Below are 20,157 nucleotides of genomic sequence, written 5' to 3'. Positions count from 1 at the left end.
TGCTGATCGGGTGAACCCCCGCGCTCGCCCCGCCCGCCCGTACTTCACCCGATCGAGTGGCCGAAACGGCACTCGGCCGAGCCGTTCCTGTCAGACCCCCTCTCTACTGTCCGGGTAGGACGAACGAGCGGGGGAGGACGTGGTGGGAAGTCGGGCAGCAGGGGGGTTCGCCGCTCCGGCGGCGTGGCACCGGGGCGCGCACGAGCGGAGGGGCGGGCCCTCGCCGTGCCGCGCGGCGGTGGACCGGAAGGCGGCCGAGCGGGAGCGGGCGAGGCTGCCCGCCCTGGACCTCGAAGCGATCGCGCGGGACGAGGGGGAGCACCCCTGGCTGCGCGCCGAGGTCGCCGAGGAGCTGGCGGGCAGGGCGAGCCCGCTCGTCGCCGCCGCGCGGATCCGGTGCGCCCGCGAACGCCCGGAGCCGCAGGTCGTCGACCTGTGGGCGCTCGACCACGGCCCGGTCTTCGCGGCGGTCGCCGCGCTGCGCACCTGCTGGCTCACCGAGGGCGCGCGGATGATCGAGGCCGACGCCCGCGGCAGCTGGTGGGGCAGGCACACCCCGCTCCTGCGGCGGGCCCGCGCGCTGCTGGCGGCGGCGTCCGACGAGGACTACGCCGCCGCCGTCACCGCGCTGGACGGCGAGCGCCGGGGCGCGCGCACCTCGGTCATCGCCGCGTACCTCGTGCCGGACCAGCCCGGTTGGGTGGACCGGGCGGTCGAGGCGCTGGGCGCGCTCGACGACCTGGACGCGTGGCAGCTGCTGCTGCACTCGGTCGACTCGCTCGACCAGCTGCGGGAGGTCCTGCGCCTGGCGGGGAGCGAGGCGCTGCGCTCGCCCGAGGTGCTGCACACGCTCGGCACGGTCATCGGGCCGGACCTGGCTCCCCTGATCACGCACCTGCTCCCGGACACCTTCGGCTACCGGGCCACGGGCGAGCAGGTCAGGGCGATGCTGGTCGAGTTCGCCACCGCCCCCGCGTTCACGGCGCTCCTGGCCGACCTGCTGGGCGGCGGCGTGCCGATCTCCGCGCTGGAGGTCGCGCGCAAGGAGCCCCGGATGGCGCTGGAGCGGTTCGCGGCGGCCGGGGAGCCCGCGCGGGAGCTGCTGCTGGACCACCTGCGGGTGCACCCCGACCTGCTGGCATCCGCGCCCGCGTGGGCGCGCGAGGTCCTCGTCCCCGAGCTGGCCGCGCGGTCGGCGGTGCCCGACGCGGTCGACGCCGAGCTGCCCGCCGCGCTGGTCACCCCGCCCTGGGAGGTGGCCCGCGAGCTGCCGGAACCGCTGGTGGTTCCGGGGGTCCCGGTGCCCGACGAGCGGTCCGTGGTGTGGCGGGCCGGGCTGCGGGAGGTGTGGGCGGTCAGGAGCCCGTACACCGGGAGCTCCCCCGACTCCCGCTGGGAGCGCTACCCCGAGCTGTTCGAGCGGGGTGAGCTGAGCGCGAGCCAGCAGTTCCACTGGTTCGCGCAGGGGCCGCTCGACCAGGTGCTGCCCAGGGTCGCCGACTGGACCCTGCCCGAGTTGAACCGGTACTCCGGCGAGCTGGTCCAGGTGCTGCTGAACCGGTTCGAGGCAGGCGCGTTCGGGCTCGCGCTCGACTACGCCCGCAACCCGGCGGCGCGCGCCTACGACGTGGTGCTGCCGCTGGTGTCGGTGGAGGTCGCCCGGCTGGTCGCCGCGCGGCTGGACGGCCCGAGGGCGGCGCGGCCGGTGTCGGTCCGGTGGGTGCGCGCGCACCCCGAGGCGGCGGCCCGGTTGCTGCTGGCGGACGCAGTCGGCGAGCCAGGGGAGCGCAGGGCGGCGGCGGAGGCCGTGCTGCGGATGGTGCCGGGGCAGGCGCGGGCCGCCGCCGCGCGGCACGGCGACGAGGTGGTGGAGGCGGTGGAGCGGGTGCTGTCGGTGGACCCGGTGGACCTGGTGCCGTCCCCGGTGCCCGACCCCGGCTGGTGGTGCCCGCCGGAGGGGCTGCCCAGGCTGCTGCTGCGCGGCGGCGGGCGGGTGCTGCCGGACCGGGCGGTGCGGCACGTGACGACCATGCTGGCCATGACCGTGCCCGGTCGGCACTACGCCGGGGTGGACGTGGTGCGCGAGGTGTGCGACCCGGAGTCGCTGGCGCGCTTCGCGGAGGCCCTGCTCGACCGGTGGATCGCCCACGGCCTGCCCGCGAGGGGGAGGTGGGCGCTGTTCGCGCTGGGGGCGGTCGGCGACGACGCGGTGGTGCGGCGGCTGGTGCCGCTGATCACCGCGTGGCCGGGGCAGTCGCAGCACCACAACGCGGTAGCCGGGCTGGACGTGCTGGCCGGGATCGGCAGCGAGGCCGCGCTGGTGGCGCTGAGCGGGATCGCGCGGCGGGCGAGGTTCACGGCGCTCAAGCAGAAGGCCGGGCAGAAGGTCGCCGAGGTCGCCGAGGACCTGGGGCTGACCCCCGAGCAGCTCGCCGACCGCCTGGTGCCCACCTTCGGCCTCGACGAGGAGAGCGCGCTGGTCCTGGACTACGGGGCGCGCTCGTTCACGGTCTGCTTCGACGAGAAGCTCGTCCCGTTCGCGCTCGACGGGACGGGCAAGCGGCTGAAGTCCCTGCCCAGGCCCGGCGCGAAGGACGACCCGGAGCTGGCCCCCGCCGAGCACCGGCGGTTCGCGGCGCTGAAGAAGGAGGTCAGGGCCGTCGCGGCGGACCAGGTGGCGCGCCTGGAGCGGGCGATGGTGGCCGGGCGGGACTGGAGCGCGGGGGAGTTCACCGCGCTGCTGGCCGGGCACCCGCTGGTGCGGCACCTGGTGCGCAGGCTGGTGTGGACCGCGGGCGGCACGGCCTTCCGGGTGGCCGAGGACGGCACGGCGTTCCGGGTGGCCGAGGACGGCACGTTCGCCGACGTGGCCGACGAGCCGTTCGAGCTGCCGGAGGACGCGCGCGTCACCCTGCCGCACCCGCTGCGCCTGCCGGACCTGCCGCAGTGGTCGGAGCTGTTCGCGGACTACGAGGTCCTGCAGCCGTTCCCGCAGCTGGCCAGACCGGTCCGCAGGCTCACCGGGCCGGAGCTGGCCGGGCGCGACCTGACCCGGTTCGTCGGCGCGAAGACCGGGACGGTGCCCGCGTCGGTGAAGCGCAACTGGGAGCTGGGGCCGCCGGTGGACGCCGGGATGATCCTCGGCGTGCGCCGCCCGCTGCCGGGCGGGGCGTCGGTGTGGGTGGAGCTCGATCCGGGCCTGTTCACCGACCGCTGGCAGGACTGGTCGGCGCAGCGGGTGGCGGAGGTGCGGCTGAGCGGGGTGGCGGACTTCGCGGCGGTGGACGAGGTGCTGGTGTCGGAGGTGGCGGGGGAGCTGGAGGCCATGACGGCGGGGTGAGAGGGCTGGGGGCCGCCGGTGGTGGCCTGGGGGCGGTGGTCTGGGGCTGGAGGGCGGTGGTCTGGGGCGGGGCGCTGGAGGGTGGTGGTCTGAGGGCGGGTGCCGAGTGCGGGTGCCGAGGGTGGTGCTGCTGGCTGGGGCCTGGGGGTGGCTGGGTGCCGCCCGCGGTGGCCCAGGTGTCGGGGGCGGCGCTGTGGACGGTGCCCGGATGGCTGGGTGCTGCGGGCTGGGTGCTCGGGGTGGTCGGTGGTGGGTCCGGGGTGTGGGGTTCCCGTCCGGCCGGGGGTCCGCTGTGGACTGTCCTGGTCAGAGGGTGGTCGTCTCCCGTGGGGCGGCTCGGGTTCCCGGTGGAGCCGTGCGGGGGCGTGGTGGGGTGTGCGGGTTCCTGCTCGCCCGCGCGGGCGAGGACGTCGTGCTCGGCCTGCGCGCCCGCCTGGTGCGGCGCCTGCTGCGGGCGCGCGTGCCCGAGCTGGACCGGCGCCGCGTCGGCGACCTGCTCTCCCGCGCCACCGCCGACCCGACCGCGCTGCGCCAGGACCTCACCGGCGGCATCGCGGACCTGGTCACCGGCGACGTCGCGGACCTGGTCACCGGCGGCATCGGCGTGGTCGTCGCGCTCGTCGTCATGGCCGCGGTCGACCCGGTCCTCCTGCTGCTCGTCGCCGGGCTCGTGCTGCTGGCCGCCCTGGCGGTGCGGGCCGCGCTCGGCGGCATCCGGGCCGCGTCCACCCGCACCCAGGACGCACTCGGCGAGCTGACCGCCGACCTCGACCGCGCGCTCGGCGCGATCCGCACCGTCCGCGCCTCCAGGGCCGAGGAGCGCGAGAGCGCCCGCGTGCTGGCCGCCGCCCACCGCGTCCACCGGGCGGGCGTGCGGGTCACCGGGCTCCAGGCGGTGGCCGCGCCCGCCGTGCAGCTCGCGGTGAACGGGTCGTTCGTGGTGGTGCTGCTGGTCGGCGGGCTGCGCGTGGTGGACGGGGAGGCGTCGGTCGCCGAGCTGGTGACGTTCCTGCTGTGCCTGACGTACCTGGCCGCGCCGATCAGCCCCGTCGTGCCCGCGCTCGCCGCGCTCCACGAGGGCGCGGGCGCGCTGCGGCGCACCTCGGAGGTGCTGGCGCTGCCGGTGGAGCGGTCGGGCGGCGAGCGCGGCGGGGACGTGCCGGGCGCGCCGCTGCTGGAGCTGCGGGACGTGCGGCTGTCCTGCGGTTCGCGGACCGTGCTGGACGGCCTGTCGTTCACCGTGCCCCGGCGCGGGGTCGTGGCGCTGGTCGGGCCGTCCGGCGCGGGCGAGTCCACGGTGTTCGCGCTCGTCGAGCGGTTCGCCGAACCGGACTCGGGCGCGCTGCTGCTCAACGGCCGCGGCGCCTCCACCGCGGACACCGCCTGGTGCCGGTCGCGGATCGGGCTGGTCGAGCAGCACGCGCCGCTGCTGCACGGGACCCTGCTGGACAACCTCCGCGACGCCGCCCAGGGCGCGTCCGAGGACGAGGTCGAGCGGGTGCTGCGGCTGACCGGGCTGCACGACCCGGTGCGCCGCCTGCCGGACGGGCTCGGCACGGACGTGGGCGACCGGGGGTGCGGTCCTCCGGCGGGGAGCGGCAGCGGATCGCGATCGCCCGCGCGCTGCTGGCGGGGCCCGAACTGCTGCTGCTCGACGAGCCGACGTCCCAGCTGGACGCCGACGCCGAGCGCGCGGTGGTCGCGGCGATCGGACAGGTCTCGCGCGAGTGCGCCCCGCCGGTGATCGCGCACCGCTCCAGCACGATCCGCTCCGCCGACCGGGTGGTGCTGCTGGAGGGCGGGCGGGCCGCGCCGGACGGGGAGCACGACCGGCTGGTGGAGAGCAGCGAGTTCTACCGGTCGCTGGTGGGGGTGCGGTAGGAACCGTTGCGCGGCGAAGGTTTTCGCGCAAACCGCTGTGCGGCAAGGGTTTTCGCGCGAACCGCTGTACGGCGAAGGTTTTCGCCCGAACCGTTGCGCGGCAGGGGTTTCCGCGCGCCGAGGCCGCCGGGGCGGGCCGGGGCCCGTCCCGGCGCGGCGCCGGTCAGGCGGCGGTCTCGGCGGTCGCGGTCAGCACCGCGCGCCCCAGGACGTGGCCCGCCATGGTGAACCCGAGCAGCGCCGGGGTCGCGTCGGCGGGCACGCCGACCGACTCGACGTCGAGCGCGTGCACCACCACGACGTACCGGTGCGGCCCGTGCCCGGCGGGCGGGGCGGCGCCGATGTAACGGGGGAGCCGGGCGTCGTTGGGCAGCTGGAAAGCGCTTCCCGGCAACCCGGAGCCGGTGTCGTCACCCGCGCCCTCGGGTAGCGCGGTGGTGGACGCGGGCAGGTCCGCGACCGCCCAGTGCCAGAAGCCGGACCCGGTCGGGGCGTCCGGGTCGTAGACCGTCACGGCGTAGCTCCGGGTGCCCTCCGGCGCGCCGCTCCAGGACAGCTGCGGCGAGCGGTCCGCGCCGCCGAGGGACGACGAGAGCTGCGCGGGGGCGAACGGCGCGCCGTCGGTGGCGCTGTCGCTGGTGACGGTGAAGGTCGCAGCCTCGGGCAGGCGGGCGAACGGGTCGTTCATCGGGATCGGTCCTCTCGGGAGTGCGCGCCGACCGGGGGTTCCCGGTCGGCGTGATAAATCGACCATAGCACGGATAATCGATTATCCAACCGATCGTCTACGCTGAGCGGCATGACCAGGACTCCGGCCGAGGACGGCAAGCGGATGCTCTCCGAGCAGGTCCACGAGCGCCTGCGGGACGCGATCATGCGCGGCGACCACGCGCCCGGCGCGCCCCTCAAGCCCCAGGACCTGGCCAAGGAGCACGGGGTGAGCCTCGCCGTCGTGCGGGAGGCCCTGGTGCGCGTGGTCGGCGAGGGCTTGGCGGACCGGCTGCCCAACCGGGGTTTCGCCGTGCCCGCCTTCACCGACCGCCGCTGGCAGCAGATCGCGGAGGCGCGCGCCACCGTCGAACCCGCCGTGCTGCGCCTGGCGGTGGAGCGCGGCGACCTCGACTGGGAGGCCCGCGTCCGCGCCGCCCACCACCGCCTCAGCCGCACCCCCGCGTTCACCCCCGGCGACGGCGAGCACTACAGCGCCGAGTGGGCCGAGGCGCACCGGCTGTTCCACCGCGCGCTCCTGGACGGCTGCGGCAACCCGGTGCTGCTGGACGCCTTCGACCGGATGTGGTCGGCCAGCGAACTGGCCCGCCGCTGGGCCGGGACCCGCGCCCCGGAGCGGGACCACGCCGGGGAGCACCGGGCGCTGGAGGAGGCAGCCCTGGCGCGCGACGCGGACGCGGCGGCCGACCTGCTGGTCGGGCACCTGAGCCTGACGGCGCGAGCGCTCAGGGGCGACGGGTAGCGGCCGGGGGCGGCGGGCGGTGCCGCCTCGGCCGGCACGGGTCCGGCGACCCCCGCCCGCGCCGCCGCCCGCCACCGGTCAGCGCGCCCCTCCGCCCTCCACCGCGAACCGCAGCGCCCGCCCCAACCACCCCAGCTCCCCGGTCGCCTCCGGCCACCCGCGCTCCCCGCGCACCCGCGACACCAGCACCCGGTACCGCTCCAGCCGCGCCGCCACCCCGGCCTCGCACGAGCGCAGCACCGCCGCCAGGTCCTCGCCGGGGAACCACTCGCCCAGCAGCCCCACCGCCTCCGCCCCCTCCGGCGGCACCCCGCGCCCCACCGCGCGCCCGACCTCGCCGACCAGGTGCCGCGCCCACCAGATCGACGCCCCCGGCGGCCTCGGCCGGTCCGGGGTCGGGGTGTTGAGCGCCAGCGCCTCCCGCATCCGCTCGCGGAACCCGCTGTCGCCCACCAGCTCCGCCAGCTCCACCCACGCGTCGACCTGGTCGGCGGTCGGGTCGTCCGGCAGGTCGATCCGCAGCCCCCGCATCCGCTCCCGCTGCTCGGGCGTCAGCGGCAGCGGCCCGAACACCTCCTCCTTGAACTCCTCCACGACCCGCGCCCGCTCCTCGGTGGAGAGCCTGGCCAACCGGTTCATCAACGCCGTCTCCTCGGTGCTCGCCCCGCGTTCCGCCACTACCGACAGGACCGCCCGGCTGACCTTCAGCGCCCTGATCCGCGCGTCGATCGCGACCACGTGCGCCCGCGCCACCTCGGCCACGCTCGCCCGCCCGTCCAGCACCCGGCCCACCTCGTCCAGTCCCAGCCCCAGCTCGCGCAGGGCGCGGACCAGGTCGACGCGCGCCACCGAGGCCGAGTCGTAGAGGCGGTAGTTGCCGGTGGAGCGGGAAGCCGGGGGCAGCACGCCCTCGTCGGACCAGAAGCGCAGCGTGCGCACCGGGAGTCCGGTCCGCGCGGCCAGCTCGCCGATGGTCAGCTCGTCGTCCATGCCGAGGATCCTGCGGGTTCCAGCGGGTGGAGGCTCAAGCCCGAACCCGTGACGAGCCGGTGACCTGCGATGATCAGGCGGGCGGCCAGCTGCGCAGCGCCACGTCGGCCACCAGGTCCAGGGTCGCCCGGTCCGCCCCGCCCGACGCCTGCACGGCGATCCCGTTCGCCACCGTCATCAGGTACCGCGCGAGCAGCGCCGGGTCGCTCCCGGCGGGCAGGTCGCCCTCGGCCACCGCCCGCTCGAACCGCTGCCGGAGCCACGCGCAGCCCTCGTCGCGCCACGCGGCCAGCACCTCGCACGCCGACCGCGCGTCGTCGCCCACCGCCAGCGCCCCCTGCACGCCGAGGCACCCCGTCGGCTCGCCGGGCGTCGTGGAGGCGCGCACCGAGCCCTTCAGGAACGCCCTGGCCACGCCCGCCGAGGTCGGCTCCTCCAGCGCGCGCCGCACGTACCCGGCCTGCGTCCCGGTGTACCGGTCGAGCGCCTTGCGGAACAGCTCGTCCTTGTTGCCGAACGCCGCGTACATGCTGGTCCGGTTGATGCCCATGGCCGTGGTCAGGTCGGTGAGCGAGGCGCCCTCGTAGCCCTTGGCCCAGAACACCCGGACGGCCCGGTCCAGGGCCTCGTCCACGTCGAAGCCCCTCGGCCGTCCCGTCCTGCGCCCGGTGTCCACGCCGCACAGCCTACCTGTTTTGCACCGATCGGTACGAAAGTGCTAGCGTCGAATTCAGTACCGATCAGTACAGAACTTGAGGAGGCCCGGAGTGGGACAGCTCGAAGGCAAGACCGCCGTCGTCACCGGCGGCGGCACCGGGATCGGGCTCGCCAGCGCGGTCCGGCTCGCCCGGGAGGGCGCGCACGTGTTCATCACCGGCCGCCGCGAGGCCGAGCTGGCCGCGGCCGTCGCGGAGATCGGGGAGGGCTCGGCCACCGCCGTGCGCGGCGACGTCACCGACCCCGCCGACCTCGACCGGCTCTACGCGGCCGTCCAGGCGCGCGGCCACGGGCTCGACGTGGTCTTCGCCAACGCCGCCAACGCCTCGCACGTCCCCCTGGAGAAGATCACCGAGGCGGACTACGCCGCGATCTTCGACGTCAACGTCCTCGGTGTCCTGCGCACCGTGCAGAAGTCCCTGCCGCTGCTCAACGACGGCGCCTCGGTCATCCTCAACGCCTCCACCGCCGCCGACAACGGCACGCACTCGTTCGGCCTCTACGCCGCGTCCAAGGCCGCCGTCCGCTCGTTCGCCCGCACCTGGGCCACCGAGCTGAAGGACCGGGGCGTGCGGGTCAACGCGATCTCGCCCGGCCCGGTCGGCACGCCCGGCCTCGAACTGCTCGTCGGCTCGGACAACGTCGAGGCCGCGCACGCCAACCTCGGCGGCGCGATCCTGGCGGGCCGGATGGGCCGACCCGAGGAGGTCGCGGCGGCCGTGGCGTTCCTGGCGTCGCCGGGGAGCAGCTTCGTCATGGGCTCGAACCTGTACGTGGACGGCGGGGAGAACCAGGTCTGACGCGGCGTGCGCCGCCCGGCGGGTTAGGCTGCGGCCCATGTCCGACCTGGAGGTTTGGGTGGAGGCCGCGGTCGAGCGGGCCGTCGAGTCGGGGTGCGCCGACCGGCTGTCGGTGCGCCGCGAGCGAACCGGTGGCGATCCCGTCGTGCTGGTCGACCTCGCCGAGGGCCACGTGCTCTCCCTGCGGGTCAAGGGCGAGCGGCGGGTCCAGTTCACCCTCGACGGGTCGGGCGTGCTGGAGGTCGACTCCGGGGACGGGGACCGGCTCGACCTGGAGTGGCTGCTGATGGCCTACTGCGCCGCCGAGCTGGAGGTCGAGGTGGACCTGCGGCTGGGGCAGTTCCGCGCGTTCCGCCGGGGTGACGACGTGTTCTACCTCTCCCAGCCGCTGTTCGCGCGCTGGTGGGGGCCGAGGGAGTGGCGCCGGATCGACTGATCCGGCGCCACCCGCGTTTCCGTCCCGCGCGCCGGGGTCACCCGGTGGGGGAGTCGTCGGGTGGACGCAATTAGACCGGTCGTCTAGGGTCGGTGGGGACCGGCCCGCGAGGGCAAGCCCAGGACAAGGCGGACCCGTGAACATCCTCATCGTGCTCACCTCCCACGACCGGCTCGGCGACACCGGCAAGCCCACCGGCTTCTGGCTGGAGGAGCTCGCCGCGCCCTACTACCGGTTCAAGGACGCGGGCGCCCGGCTCACCCTCGCCTCGCCCAAGGGCGGCAGGCCGCCGCTCGACCCCAAGAGCAACGAGCCCGACAGCCAGACCGACGACACCCGCCGGTTCGAGGCTGACGCCGAGGCCACCGCCGCGCTCGCGAGCACCGTCGAGCTGAGCACCGTCGACCCCGCCGACTACGACGCCGTCTTCTACCCCGGCGGCCACGGCCCGCTCTGGGACCTCGCCGAGGACGCCGACTCGCTGCGCGTCATCCAGGACACCCACCGCGCGGGCAAGCCCCTCGCGCTGGTCTGCCACGCGCCCGGCGTCCTGCGCCACGCCGTCGACGCCGACGGGCAGCCGCTGGTGAGGGGCAAGCGCGTCACCGGGTTCACCAACACCGAGGAGGACGGCGTCGGCCTGACCGAGGTCGTGCCGTTCCTGGTCGAGGACGTGCTCAAGGCGAACGGCGGCGACTACTCCAAGGGCCCCGACTGGGCGCCCCACGTCGTGCGCGAGGGCCTGCTGGTGACCGGCCAGAACCCGGCCTCCTCCGCGCCCGCCGCCGACGCCCTGCTCGACCTGCTGCCCGCGCGCAACGGGTGAACCCGCAGGTGGGACCGAGCGGCCCGGCCGCCGGATAGGCTCGGCCCATGGCGAGCAAGAGGGGCGACCAGGACACGCGCACCGCGCTGCTGGAGGCCGCGCAGCGGATCTTCGCGAAGAAGGGCTACGCGGCGGTCGGCATCAACGAGGTGCTGACCAGCGTCGGCGTGCCGAAGGGGTCCTTCTACCACTACTTCGCCTCGAAGGACGCCTTCGGCGAGGCGGTCGTGCGGCGGTACTTCGAGGAGTACCTGGCCGATCTCGACCGCCTCCTCGCGGGCGACGGCGACTGGGCGACCAGGCTCGACGCCTACTGGGCGGGCTGGCGGGAGACCCAGTCGCTGGACGACTGCCAGGGCCGGTGCCTGTCGGTCAAGCTCGGCGCCGAGGTCGCCGACCTGTCCGAACCCATGCGGCTGGCGCTCAAGGACGGCACCACCGCCGTGGTCGACCGCCTGGAGCGCGCCGTCGCGGCGGGCAACGCCGAGGGCTCGCTGACCTCGGCCGGTCCGGCCAGGGGCACCGCGCAGGCGCTGTACTCGCTGTGGCTGGGGGCGAGCGTGCTCGCCAAGCTGCACCGCACCCCGGCCCCGCTGGACGACGCGCTCACCACGACCGGGGTGCTGCTCGGGCGGTAGCCCGGTCAGGCCGCCCAGCGCGGGTCGCGGCCGGTCAGGCCCAGCAGGCGGTCCAGCAGCAGGGCGTGGTGCGGGACCGGCGCCTCGGGGCCGAACGCGCCCATCTCCCGGCCCATCGGCGCGGTGCGGACCAGCTCGGCGTGCACGGCGGCGACCAGGTCGGCGTCCAGCTCCACCTCCTGGCCGGTGGCGCGCGCCAGGTCCCAGGCGTGCACGGCGTACTCGCACAGCACCATGTTGCCGATCAGCGGCGCGGGCAGCGGGTCGGGGCCGCCCATCGTGGTCACGCCCTCCCACGCCGCCGGGTCCGCCCACGCGCGCGTGCAGCGCTCGACCTGCGCCCGGACCTCGTCGGCCCACGGGCCGTCGCCGGGCTGCGCGGGGTCGGTCGCGCCCTTGGTCGCCGCGCCCTCCAGGGCGGGGCCGTACCGCAGGACGTGCGCGCCGAGCGCCCGGACGTCGAACTCGGCGCAGGGGGTGGGGGAGTCGAGCTGGTCGGGGCGGATGCCCGCGACGACCGTCGCGAACGCGGCGTTCGCGGCGGCCAGGTGCTGTGCGGCGGACATGTCCGGGAACCCTAGGCGCGGCGACCGCCGCGGTCTTGGACGAACGCGACACGCGGTTGTCCAGGGTCGGCGGGGTGACGATCGACGAGCGCGGGCTCGCGGGCGCCTGGCGGCGGCACCAGCGGCACGACCACCCGGACCCGTCGCCTGACCTGGCCCCGTTCGTTGCCCGCCACTGGCACGTGACCTGGGACTACGCCACGCCGTACCACCAGCTGATCGTGCCCCTGCCGAACGTGCACCTGACCTTCGGCTCCGGGGGCGCGCGGATCTCGGGCCCCGCGCGCGGCCACGGGACGCGGGTGCTCGCCGGGCGGGGCGAGGTGCGCGGGGTGGCGTTCCGGCCGGGCGCGTTCCGGGGGTTCCTCGGGGCGCCCGTGTCGACGATCACCGGGCGGGTGCTGCCCGCCGAGGAGGTGTTCGGACCGCTGCCCGCGCCCACGTCGACCGCCGAGGTGGAGGAGCTGCTGCGGTCCCGGTCGCCGGTGCTGGACCGGGGGCGCGGGACGCGGTGCGGGCGGTGGAGCTGATCGAGTCGTCACCGGGGCTGACCCGCGTGGACGCGGTGGCGCGCGAGCTCGGCGTGGGGGTGCGGAGCCTGCAGCGGCTGTTCGCGGAGCACGTGGGCGTCGGGCCGAAGTGGGTGGTGCGCCGCTACCGGCTGCGCGAGGCCACCGATCGGCTGGCGGCCGGCGGGCGGATCGCCTGGGCGGAGCTGGCGGCCGAGCTGGGCTACGCGGACCAGGGGCACCTGACCAGGGACTTCACCGAGGTCTTCGGCGAGCCGCCGACCACCTACGCCCGGCGGTACTGAGCCGGTCGCCCCGGAGCGGTCACGGGGAGCGGTGCGGTCGGGGTGGCGCTGGCGGGGGACTCGGAGCCGTGCTGCGGGGACTGGGGCCGTGCTGCGGGGAAGGGGAGCCGCGCGGTGCGGGAGCGGGTCACAGGCTGCCGAAGTTCTCGGTCCAGTAGGCCTTGCCGCGCGAGTTGACGGTGTAGGCGACACCCAGGTCCTTGTACGCGCAGTTCAGGATGTTGGCCTTGTGGCCCGCGGAGTTCATCCACGCCCGGACCACGGCCGCCGGGGTCGACTGGCCCATGGCGATGTTCTCCGCGGTGGCCCGCCAGTAGTAGCCCGCCGCGTCCACGCGCTGCGCCGGGGCGCTGCCGTCGGCGCCGGTGTGGCTGAAGTAGTTCTGCGCGGCCATCTCGTCGTTGTGGCCCTTGGCGGCGGCGGCGAGCTTGGTGTTGGCGACCAGCGCGCCGCACCCGGCCTTCGCGCGCTCCTGGTTCGTCAGCTTCAGCACCTCGGCGGCGTACGCGGGGGCGTCCTGGGCGGCCTTCGCGACGACCGAGGAGGTGGCCGGGTTGGTGGTCCGGGGCGCGGCGTTCGCGGCGCCGGTGGCGGCCAGCAGGCCGGTGACCGTCATGCCCGCCAGGAGGGCGAGGCCGGCGATCCGCTGGGTGGTGGTCTTGGCGCTCATGTCGTGTCCCCGATCCGTTCGTCCCGACTTGCTGATGGGACAAGGTTCGAGCCCGTCGAGTGCGCTTCCGGGTCCACCTCGGTTGCGGAACGGGTGTGAAGCGTCAGAACCCTCGAACCGGTGCCGTCCACGCCGTTCGCCGGGGGCTCTGCGGGGCTGTGAGCTGCGGTTTCGTCCGACCGGGAGTGTCTCAGGTCCGTCCCCCGCCGTCCGATTGCACGGTCATGCCGAAGCACCGCGCGCCGCGCCCGCCCGCGCCCGCGGTCTCCGCCACCGCCTGGGCGGTCGGGGCCGCGCTCGTCGGCGTCGTGCTGTGCCTGACGATGGTCCTGCGCACCTCGGAGGCCGCGTTCTCCGGCACGGTGAGCAACAGCCCGAACTCGTGGGAGACCGGCTCCATCGCGCTGGCCGAGAACAGCTCCGGCTCCGCCCTGTACAGCAGCGCCTCGAACGGCAGGCTCACCGGCGGCCAGGCGGTCACCAAGTGCATCACCGTCCGCTACGACGGCACGATCACCCCCAGCGCCACCATCAAGCTGTACGGCTCCGCGACGGGCGCGCTCGCCCCGTACCTCGACCTCGTGGTCGACCGGGGCGCCGACAGCTTCACGTCGCCCGCGCCCAGCTGCGCCACCTTCTCCGCCAGGGCGGGCGGGGTCTTCCGAGGCACGCTCGACGAGTTCGGCTCCACCGCCACCGACTACGCCAGCGGCGTCGGGGCCTGGTCCACCGCCACCAACGGGGCGACGGTGGCCTTCCGGTTCACCATCACCGTCAAGTCCGTCGCCGAGGCGCAGAACAAGACCGCGGCGGCGACGTTCACCTGGGAGGCCAGGGGGTGAGGTCCCGGTGGCGCCTGGTGGCGCGGTGCGCCCTGGCGTTCACCGGCGCCGTCTCGCTCACCCTCGCGCTGTGCGCGTTCACGCCGGTGCTGTGGGGCTGGCGGCCGGTGGTGGTCACCTCCGGGTCGATGGGGCCGCTCGTGCGGCCCGGCGACGTGGTGCTGCTCGACCCCGCCCCCGACCGCGAACCGCTGGTCGGGGACGTCGTCGTCTACTCCCGGTCCGGCGCGCCGTCGGTGATGCACCGGGTCGTCGGCCGCGACGACGACGGCCGCTACCGCACCAGGGGCGACGCGAACCCCACCCCGGACGCGGCGCCCGTCGCGCCCGAGGACGTGCTGGGGCGGGTGCGCGGGCTGGTGCCGGGGCTCGGCGCGCCCGCGCTGTTCCTGCGCGGGCACCCGTCCGCCGCCGTCCCGCTGGCCGTGCTCGGCGGCGCGGGGCTGCTCGTGCTGCTGCTCTCCCGCCGCAGGCCGCGCGCCGCCGCTGCCGCCGCGGTGCTGCTGGCCCCCGCGCTCGCGGTCACCGCGGGCGGGGTCGCAGGCCGCGCCGAGGCGGCGTTCTCCGCGACCACCGCCGTGCCCGCGACCGTCGAGACGGTCTCCCGCTTCTACCCGCAGAAGGTGCTCGCCGCGAACCCGGTCAGCTACTGGCGGCTCGGCGAGGAGTCCGGCGCGACCCGCGCCGACGAGCGCGGCGCGAATCCCCTCACCTGCACCGGGGCCACCGGCGGAGCGCCGGGCGCCCGCCCGCCCGACTCGGACACCGCGACCACCCTGCCCACCGCGTCGGCGCACTGCGCGGCGCAGGGCGGCGCGGCGCTGAGCTTCACCGGGCCGTTCACGGTGATCGCGTGGACGCGCTCGACGACGTCCTCCCCGACCCCGCACGGCCGCCTCCTCGCCAAGTACGGCGGCGGGACCGGGCAGATCAACTACCTGCTGTCCTGGAACGACGCCACGACGGCCATGCGCGCGCTGCTGGACACCGAGAACGGCCGGTACACCGTGGTCAAGCCGATGCCGTCGGACACCGCCTGGCACGAGGTGGCGATGACCTGGGACGGGGCGGCGCTGCGGCTGTACCTGGACGGGCAGCCCGCGGGCGCCACCGCGACGACGGGCACCCCGGTGACCACGCCGAAGCCGTTCACGCTCGGGTACACCGACTCGGACTCCGTGGTGGGGGACGTGGACGAGGTGTCGGTGTTCGCGCGGGCGTTGAGCGACGCGGAGATCGCCGACCTGCACTCGGCCTCCTGAGCCCCTGATCCCGGAGCCTGCCGCGCGGTCCACTGTGGACCCGGACCCGGATTTCGAGCCGTAGCTCTCAGTTTCCACCCGTTAGCTCTCCGGAGTCGTTGCGGCGCCTAGAGTCCCGGAGCGTGGAAGCACACCCCCGCACCCCGTTCCCGCCGTGGCTGACCGCCGCGCTCGCGCTGGCCGCCCTGCCGGTCACCGGTCCCGACGAGCAGGGCCTGCTCGGCGTCGGCCGGGTGGAGCTGTCGCTGACCGGTCCCGGCCCGCTGGTGCTCGCCCTGCTCCTGGTCGCCACCGGCGCGGCCGTCGCGTTCGCCCGGCACTGGCCGTGGCTGCTGCTCGTGGGCGTGCTGGGGAAGGTCCCGCTGCTGCTGTGGGCGTTCCGGCCGGACGGCGGGCCGTCCGCCGCCGTGCTCGGGCTGAGCGCGGGCGGCGGGGCGCTGGTGGTCGTGGGCGCGCTGGTCGCCGCGTCCGGGCTGGGCCGGGGCGCGCCCGCGCTCGTGGGGGCGGTGGTCGGCGCGCTGCTGCTGTCCGCGCTGCCCGCGCCGCGCAGCGCGGTGGTGGACCTGGTGCTGCTGGTGGTGGCCCTGCTCGGGGGTGTGCTCGCGGTCGCGGGCGCCCGCGCCCCGCTCCCCGAACCGCTCACCGACCGGGCGCGCCGCGTGGGTCTGCTCGCCGCGCTGCTCCCGCCGGCGCTGGCCGGGACCGAGCACCTGGTGAACCTGGGGACCGACGCCCCCGACGGCGGGTTCGCGCCGGAGGCGTCCACGGCGGCGGGCGTGCTCGTCGCGCTGCTGGCGGCGGGCGCCGCGCTGGCCGTGACCAGGGGCGCGCTGCTGCGGACCGCCGCGTGCGCGGTGCTGCTGGCCGCCCTGGCCAACCCGATCGACTCGGCGCTGGGGCAGGTGGAGAACCCGTGGCAGCCCGCGCTCCTGGCGCTGGTGGTGGGCGTCGCGGTGGCGGGCACCCGCTGGGCCGCGCTGACGGCGGTGGCGCTGAGCGCGGTGCTGGCGGTGTCCGTGCTGCTGTCCGGGCCGCTGCCGGGAAGTCCCACCGCGCAGGGCGACCAGGTGCTGCCGCCGTGGCTGCTGCTGGCGCTCGCGGCCCTGGCGGCGGTGACGGCGATGGCCGGGGTGACGCCGGTGCTGGCCGGGACGGGCGCGCTGCCGGTGCTGGTGGGGCCGCTGCTGCTGGCGGGCTGCTGGGCGGCGCGCGACGCGGCGCGGGTGTTCGTGCCCGGCGGCGACCTGCCCGCGCCGGACCGGACCGCGCTGTGGGGCCTGCTGCTCGCGGCGGCGGCGTTCCTGCTGCTGGTGGCGGCGTTCCAGGACCACCGGGCGGTCGCGCCGCGCGGCTGAGCGCGGGCGGGGTGGGGGAGCACCACCTGCCGGAAGGTGCTCCCCGGTCTTCGGCGCCCGCCCGCGATCACCCGGCCAGCGCGGCGCGGATCCTGCCGATGACCGCCTGCTCGGCCTCCCCGACCTGGCCGTCGGCCTCGGCGACCTGGTGGCAGATCGCCTCGACGGCGTCGGGGAACGTGGCGGCGTCGGCCGGGGACTTGGCGGCCAGGATGCGCGCGGACTGCCGCAGCGCCTCCACGACCCGCTCCTCCAGCTCGGCCTCGGCGATCCCGGACAGGTCGACCCTGCTGGAGTGCAGGGCGTTCCGCAGGTCGGGGGAGAGGTTCTTGAGCGCCTGCAACCCCGCGTACCGCTCCTGGATCACCGGGCCGGGGTCGGCGTGCGAGACAAGCAGCATCACACCGAAGACGGCTTCACGCAGAGTGTTGCTCTCCGCGCCAGTGTAGAAGATCATGCGGCCAAGCATAGGGATCACGCCCTCCCGCACGCCGGGAGCCGCGCCGCTCGCCCCGTTCTGCCGCCTTCCGCCCGGCGGTGGGCCGGACCGGCGCGCGGGCGTTCCGGAACGCCCGCGCGCCCGCCTCACGCCCGGCGCAGCGGGGCCACGCCCGGAGCGCCGCCCTCCTGCCCGATCTCCGGCACCCGCCGCACCGCGAGCGCCCCCGCGATCCCCAGCAGCGCCAGGAACCCGAAGAACGCCGTGTACCCGCCCAGCGCCAGCAGCAGCGGCGCGACCAGCGGCACCAGCGACTGCGGCAGCATGTTCGCGATGTTCACGATCCCCAGGTCCTTGCCCGCGTTCGCCCCGTCCGGCAGCACCCGCACGCACATCGCCATGTCCACCGCCAGGAACATGCCCATGCCCAGCCCGAGCACGCCCGCCGCCACGAACACCGCGGTGAGCGAGGGCGCGAACGCCAGCAGCGCCATGGACAGCACGCCGATCGCCGCCGACGCGATCACGAACGGCTTCTGCCGCCGCAGCACGTCCGACAGGTAGCCGCAGCCCAGGCTGCCGATGATCGCCGCGGGCACGTTCACCACCGACCAGATCAGCACCAGCCCGCCGACCTCGGCCTGCCCCACCCCGAAGCGCTGGATCAGGTACAGCGACACGTAGCTGCCCGCCGCGTACGTCGCGGTGATCAGGAACCGCACCAGCCACGCCCACCCGAACGCCGGGTAGCGGCGCGGGTCCAGCCAGAACGACTTCAGCAGCTCGCCCAGCCCGCCCGGCGCGACCGGCCGCCGCTCCGGCCTGCCCTCGCGGATCAGCAGCACCGCCACCACGCCGCCCGCCGCCGCGATCGCCGCGACCACCTGCCACTGCAGGGCCGAGCCCGGCGGGAGCTGGTTCACCACGATCAGGCCCAGCATCGGCGCGAACGGGATCACCAGCCCGAGCAGCCCGGACGCCAGGCCGCGCCGCTCGGCGGGCACCTGGTCGGCGAGCACCGCGGTCGTGGAGGCCTGCTGGAAGCTGAACAGCGCCTTCGCCAGGCACCACAGCAGCACGACCTGCCACACCGCGTCCGCCTGCCCCAGCACCACCAGGGTGGCCGCGCCGGTGAGCGCGCCGAACAGGATCCAGGTGCGGCGGCGGCCCAGCGCGAACGCCGCCAGGTCGCTGATCCGCCCGGCGACCGGGGTCACCACCAGCACCACGATCGCGGCCAGGCCGGTGGCCACGCCGAACGCGCCCGTCGCCGCCCCGCTGCTGCCGGTGATCCCGACCAGCCGCAGGGTCAGCAGCAGTTGCAGCGGCGTGATGATGGCTACGTAGACCCCGAACTGGGAGGCCAGCAGCGCGGCGGCGACCCGGCCGAACCGCGTTGTCCCCGCTTTGCCTGAGGTGGGCACGTCGACGCTCATCACTGGTCTCCGTTCGCGCGCGCCGGTGGGCGCCAAGTCGCGGTGGGGTCCGGCCGCGGCGTTTCATTTGCGCCGATCCGGGGTTGACGGGTCGACACCGTACGACCGCGCGGGAGCGCTGTCACCTGTTCGGCTTTCGCCGCGCCGGGGATTGTGGGGGTGCGTCGGGGCCGCTGCCAGGTGAAAAGCGCGGGGAGTCGGTCGAAAAGTTCCGCCAAACGAGACGCGGACTCCGTTCGGAGGCACTTCGGTGCCTTTCCGGGGTTGCTCCGCACGGACCACCGTCTTTCCGCCCGCCGGTCCAACCGCGTTGCGGCACAAGGCAAAACCCGGTGGTCGTCCGCTCGGCCGACGTGGCATCGGGTTTCCGAACCTGTTGACCGGGCGGCGGGTGTGAGCGTTAGGGTAAGGGGCGGTGCAGTTAATTTCCCGGAGGTTCCGGTCGGGTAAAAGCTGCCCGGTTCGGGTTGTCCGGACGTAGGTCTTGACGGCATCCGGCCTTGATCGTTAGCGTTTTGCTCGATTTATTCGGCGGACAATCGAATCGAATGCGTCGCAGCCACCGCGAAAGGCTGGTCCCGTGGCCCGGATCGTCCATCAGCTCTCCCTGAACGAGAACCACTCGCCGCCGCTGCCGGGGGTGCCCGAGGCGGTGGCCGGGTTGGTGGACCGGGTCAACCTCACCCTGGACCCGCTGTCGGCGGGCCTGGAGGCGAAGATCGCCGGGCACTTGGGCGTCGGCGCGGAGCGCGTGGTGGCCGGGGTGGGCTCGGCGGCGCTGCTCCAGCAGTTCCTGATGACCCACGCGGGCGCGGGCTCCAGGGTCGTGCACACCTGGCCCTCGTTCGAGATGTACCCGCTGCTGATCGGCAACGCGCAGGCCACCGCCGTCGCCGTCCCGGACCCGGACGACCGGATGGACCTCGCCGCCGTGGCCGCCGCCGTCACCGACGACACCAAGGTCGTCCTGCTGTGCAACCCGAACAACCCCACCGGCGAGGTGCTCGACGCCGCGCGGTTGCGCGGCCTGCTCGACGCCCTGCCGCCGCACGTGCTGCTGCTGGTGGACGAGGCCTACCGCGAGTTCGCCGACCCCGACGTGGTCGCCGACGCGCTCGACCTGGCGCGGGTCGACGACCGGGTCGCCGTCGTGCGCACCTTCTCCAAGGCCCACGGACTGCTCGGCCTGCGCGTGGGCTACCTGGTCGGCGCGGAGGCGGTCGTCGCGCCGCTGCGCATGACCACCCTGTTCTTCCGCGTGCCCACCGTCGCCCAGGCCGCCGCGTCGGCCGCGCTCGACGCCGAGGACCAGGCGCGCCGCAACTGCGCCGCCGTCGCCGTCGAGCGGGACCGGGTCCGCGACGGCCTGGTCGAGCTGGGCCTGGACGTGCCGCCCAGCGGCGGGAACTTCGTGTGGGTGCGGCTCGGCGAGCGCAACGAGGCGTTCCGCGACCACCTGGCCGAGCACGGGATCGCCGTGCGGGTCCTGGCGGGCGGCAGCGGCGTGCGGGTGAGCACCGGGCTGCGCGAGGCCAACGACGCGGTGCTGGCCGCGGCGAAGTCCTTCACCGCCAACGGGTAGCGGGCCGGTCGGCGAGGCCGGTCCACCGAGCGCGGACCGGCCTCGCCGACCCCTGCCCGAGGCGCCCGGAGCACCCCGCCGCCGAGCCCCGG

General features: G+C 75.6%; 20 protein-coding genes and 2 pseudogenes. 15 read left to right on the top strand and 7 right to left on the bottom strand.

Going from position 1 to position 20,157, the window contains the following annotated elements; all coding sequences use genetic code 11:
• Positions 1 to 142: 142 nt before the first annotated feature.
• The 4 genes and pseudogenes from CNX65_RS37945 (at position 143) to CNX65_RS36320 (ending at position 5,221) form a co-directional block, all read left to right on the top strand.
• Positions 143 to 3,340, top strand: coding sequence for a DUF4132 domain-containing protein (locus tag CNX65_RS37945; protein ID WP_157767780.1), 3,198 nt, complete (start codon positions 143 to 145; stop codon positions 3,338 to 3,340).
• Positions 3,341 to 3,548: 208 nt separating this feature from the next.
• Positions 3,549 to 4,853 (top strand): annotated as a pseudogene (locus tag CNX65_RS22055) (ABC transporter transmembrane domain-containing protein); the annotation flags it as partial.
• A 71-nt stretch (positions 4,854 to 4,924) separates the two neighbouring features.
• Positions 4,925 to 5,017: pseudogene (locus tag CNX65_RS38380) on the top strand (ATP-binding cassette domain-containing protein); the annotation flags it as partial.
• Positions 5,018 to 5,080: 63 nt separating this feature from the next.
• Entirely contained in the window at positions 5,081 to 5,221 is a 141-nt protein-coding gene (locus CNX65_RS36320) for a hypothetical protein (protein WP_177154267.1), read from the top strand.
• Between the two features lie 163 nt (positions 5,222 to 5,384).
• Here CNX65_RS36320 and CNX65_RS22045 read toward each other — a convergent pair whose 3' ends face one another.
• Positions 5,385 to 5,909 carry a YbhB/YbcL family Raf kinase inhibitor-like protein gene (locus CNX65_RS22045; protein WP_198320530.1) on the bottom strand — a complete coding sequence of 175 codons (525 nt, stop codon included), beginning with the start codon at positions 5,907 to 5,909 and terminating at the stop codon, positions 5,385 to 5,387.
• A 144-nt stretch (positions 5,910 to 6,053) separates the two neighbouring features.
• On the opposite strand from CNX65_RS22045, the gene CNX65_RS22040 reads away from it, so the two are divergent.
• Positions 6,054 to 6,692, top strand: coding sequence for a GntR family transcriptional regulator (locus tag CNX65_RS22040; protein WP_198320640.1), 639 nt, complete (start codon positions 6,054 to 6,056; stop codon positions 6,690 to 6,692).
• Positions 6,693 to 6,770: 78 nt separating this feature from the next.
• Here the strand turns inward: CNX65_RS22040 and CNX65_RS22035 are convergent, their stop codons facing one another.
• Positions 6,771 to 7,682 carry a helix-turn-helix domain-containing protein gene (locus tag CNX65_RS22035; RefSeq protein ID WP_096495468.1) on the bottom strand — a complete coding sequence of 304 codons (912 nt, stop codon included), beginning with the start codon at positions 7,680 to 7,682 and terminating at the stop codon, positions 6,771 to 6,773.
• Positions 7,683 to 7,755: 73 nt separating this feature from the next.
• On the bottom strand, positions 7,756 to 8,358 hold the full coding sequence (locus CNX65_RS22030; protein ID WP_096495467.1) for a TetR/AcrR family transcriptional regulator: 603 nt from the start codon (positions 8,356 to 8,358) through the stop codon (positions 7,756 to 7,758).
• A 91-nt stretch (positions 8,359 to 8,449) separates the two neighbouring features.
• Between CNX65_RS22030 and CNX65_RS22025 the strand changes: the two genes are divergently transcribed.
• From CNX65_RS22025 to CNX65_RS22010, 4 genes are all read left to right on the top strand, one after another.
• Positions 8,450 to 9,199: an SDR family NAD(P)-dependent oxidoreductase gene (locus tag CNX65_RS22025; RefSeq protein WP_096495466.1), complete on the top strand. Its 750-nt coding sequence runs from the start codon at positions 8,450 to 8,452 to the stop codon at positions 9,197 to 9,199.
• A 37-nt stretch (positions 9,200 to 9,236) separates the two neighbouring features.
• Complete coding sequence (locus CNX65_RS22020) at positions 9,237 to 9,635, top strand: hypothetical protein (protein WP_157767779.1); 399 nt, start codon at positions 9,237 to 9,239, stop codon at positions 9,633 to 9,635.
• Positions 9,636 to 9,771: 136 nt separating this feature from the next.
• The gene (locus tag CNX65_RS22015) at positions 9,772 to 10,461 is read left to right on the top strand and encodes a type 1 glutamine amidotransferase domain-containing protein (protein WP_096495464.1); all 690 of its coding nucleotides are present in this window, start codon (positions 9,772 to 9,774) and stop codon (positions 10,459 to 10,461) included.
• A gap of 47 nt (positions 10,462 to 10,508) precedes the next feature.
• Positions 10,509 to 11,099, top strand: coding sequence for a TetR/AcrR family transcriptional regulator (locus tag CNX65_RS22010; protein ID WP_096495463.1), 591 nt, complete (start codon positions 10,509 to 10,511; stop codon positions 11,097 to 11,099).
• Between the two features lie 5 nt (positions 11,100 to 11,104).
• Here the strand turns inward: CNX65_RS22010 and CNX65_RS22005 are convergent, their stop codons facing one another.
• On the bottom strand, positions 11,105 to 11,665 hold the full coding sequence (locus CNX65_RS22005) for a TIGR03086 family metal-binding protein (protein ID WP_096495462.1): 561 nt from the start codon (positions 11,663 to 11,665) through the stop codon (positions 11,105 to 11,107).
• Positions 11,666 to 11,700: 35 nt separating this feature from the next.
• Between CNX65_RS22005 and CNX65_RS37285 the strand changes: the two genes are divergently transcribed.
• Together CNX65_RS37285 and CNX65_RS37280 are read left to right on the top strand one after the other, a co-directional pair.
• Positions 11,701 to 12,195 carry a DUF6597 domain-containing transcriptional factor gene (locus CNX65_RS37285; RefSeq protein ID WP_232519951.1) on the top strand — a complete coding sequence of 165 codons (495 nt, stop codon included), beginning with the start codon at positions 11,701 to 11,703 and terminating at the stop codon, positions 12,193 to 12,195.
• Complete coding sequence (locus CNX65_RS37280; RefSeq protein WP_232519950.1) at positions 12,186 to 12,479, top strand: helix-turn-helix domain-containing protein; 294 nt, start codon at positions 12,186 to 12,188, stop codon at positions 12,477 to 12,479. Before CNX65_RS37285 ends, CNX65_RS37280 begins: the two co-directional genes overlap by 10 nt.
• Positions 12,480 to 12,606: 127 nt before the next feature.
• Here CNX65_RS37280 and CNX65_RS21995 read toward each other — a convergent pair whose 3' ends face one another.
• Entirely contained in the window at positions 12,607 to 13,149 is a 543-nt protein-coding gene (locus tag CNX65_RS21995; RefSeq protein WP_096495461.1) for a CAP domain-containing protein, read from the bottom strand.
• 224 nt (positions 13,150 to 13,373) lie between these two features.
• Here CNX65_RS21995 and CNX65_RS35570 point away from each other — a divergent pair, with 224 nt between their 5' ends.
• The 3 genes from CNX65_RS35570 to CNX65_RS21985 all read left to right on the top strand — a co-directional run bounded on the left by CNX65_RS35570 (position 13,374) and on the right by CNX65_RS21985 (position 16,608).
• Positions 13,374 to 13,991, top strand: a complete 618-nt coding sequence (locus CNX65_RS35570) for a hypothetical protein (RefSeq protein WP_157767778.1) — start codon at positions 13,374 to 13,376, stop codon at positions 13,989 to 13,991.
• Positions 13,988 to 15,253: a signal peptidase I gene (locus CNX65_RS35565; protein ID WP_157767777.1), complete on the top strand. Its 1,266-nt coding sequence runs from the start codon at positions 13,988 to 13,990 to the stop codon at positions 15,251 to 15,253. The genes CNX65_RS35570 and CNX65_RS35565 overlap by 4 nt, the downstream gene beginning before the upstream one ends.
• Before the next feature lie 122 nt (positions 15,254 to 15,375).
• Complete coding sequence (locus tag CNX65_RS21985) at positions 15,376 to 16,608, top strand: hypothetical protein (protein WP_096495459.1); 1,233 nt, start codon at positions 15,376 to 15,378, stop codon at positions 16,606 to 16,608.
• A gap of 67 nt (positions 16,609 to 16,675) precedes the next feature.
• On the opposite strand, the gene CNX65_RS21980 is transcribed toward CNX65_RS21985, so the two are convergent.
• Both CNX65_RS21980 and CNX65_RS21975 read right to left on the bottom strand, forming a co-directional pair.
• Complete coding sequence (locus CNX65_RS21980; protein ID WP_096495458.1) at positions 16,676 to 17,065, bottom strand: hypothetical protein; 390 nt, start codon at positions 17,063 to 17,065, stop codon at positions 16,676 to 16,678.
• A 128-nt stretch (positions 17,066 to 17,193) separates the two neighbouring features.
• Positions 17,194 to 18,483, bottom strand: coding sequence for an MFS transporter (locus tag CNX65_RS21975; RefSeq protein WP_096495457.1), 1,290 nt, complete (start codon positions 18,481 to 18,483; stop codon positions 17,194 to 17,196).
• 580 nt (positions 18,484 to 19,063) lie between these two features.
• Here CNX65_RS21975 and CNX65_RS21970 point away from each other — a divergent pair.
• Complete coding sequence (locus tag CNX65_RS21970; RefSeq protein ID WP_177154303.1) at positions 19,064 to 20,065, top strand: aminotransferase class I/II-fold pyridoxal phosphate-dependent enzyme; 1,002 nt, start codon at positions 19,064 to 19,066, stop codon at positions 20,063 to 20,065.
• The last annotated feature ends 92 nt before the right edge of the window (positions 20,066 to 20,157 follow it).

Source organism: Actinosynnema pretiosum, assembly GCF_002354875.1.
In the GTDB taxonomy this organism is placed as follows: Bacteria; Actinomycetota; Actinomycetes; order Mycobacteriales; family Pseudonocardiaceae; genus Actinosynnema; species Actinosynnema auranticum.
This window is presented reverse-complemented; position numbering and strand designations above follow the sequence as displayed.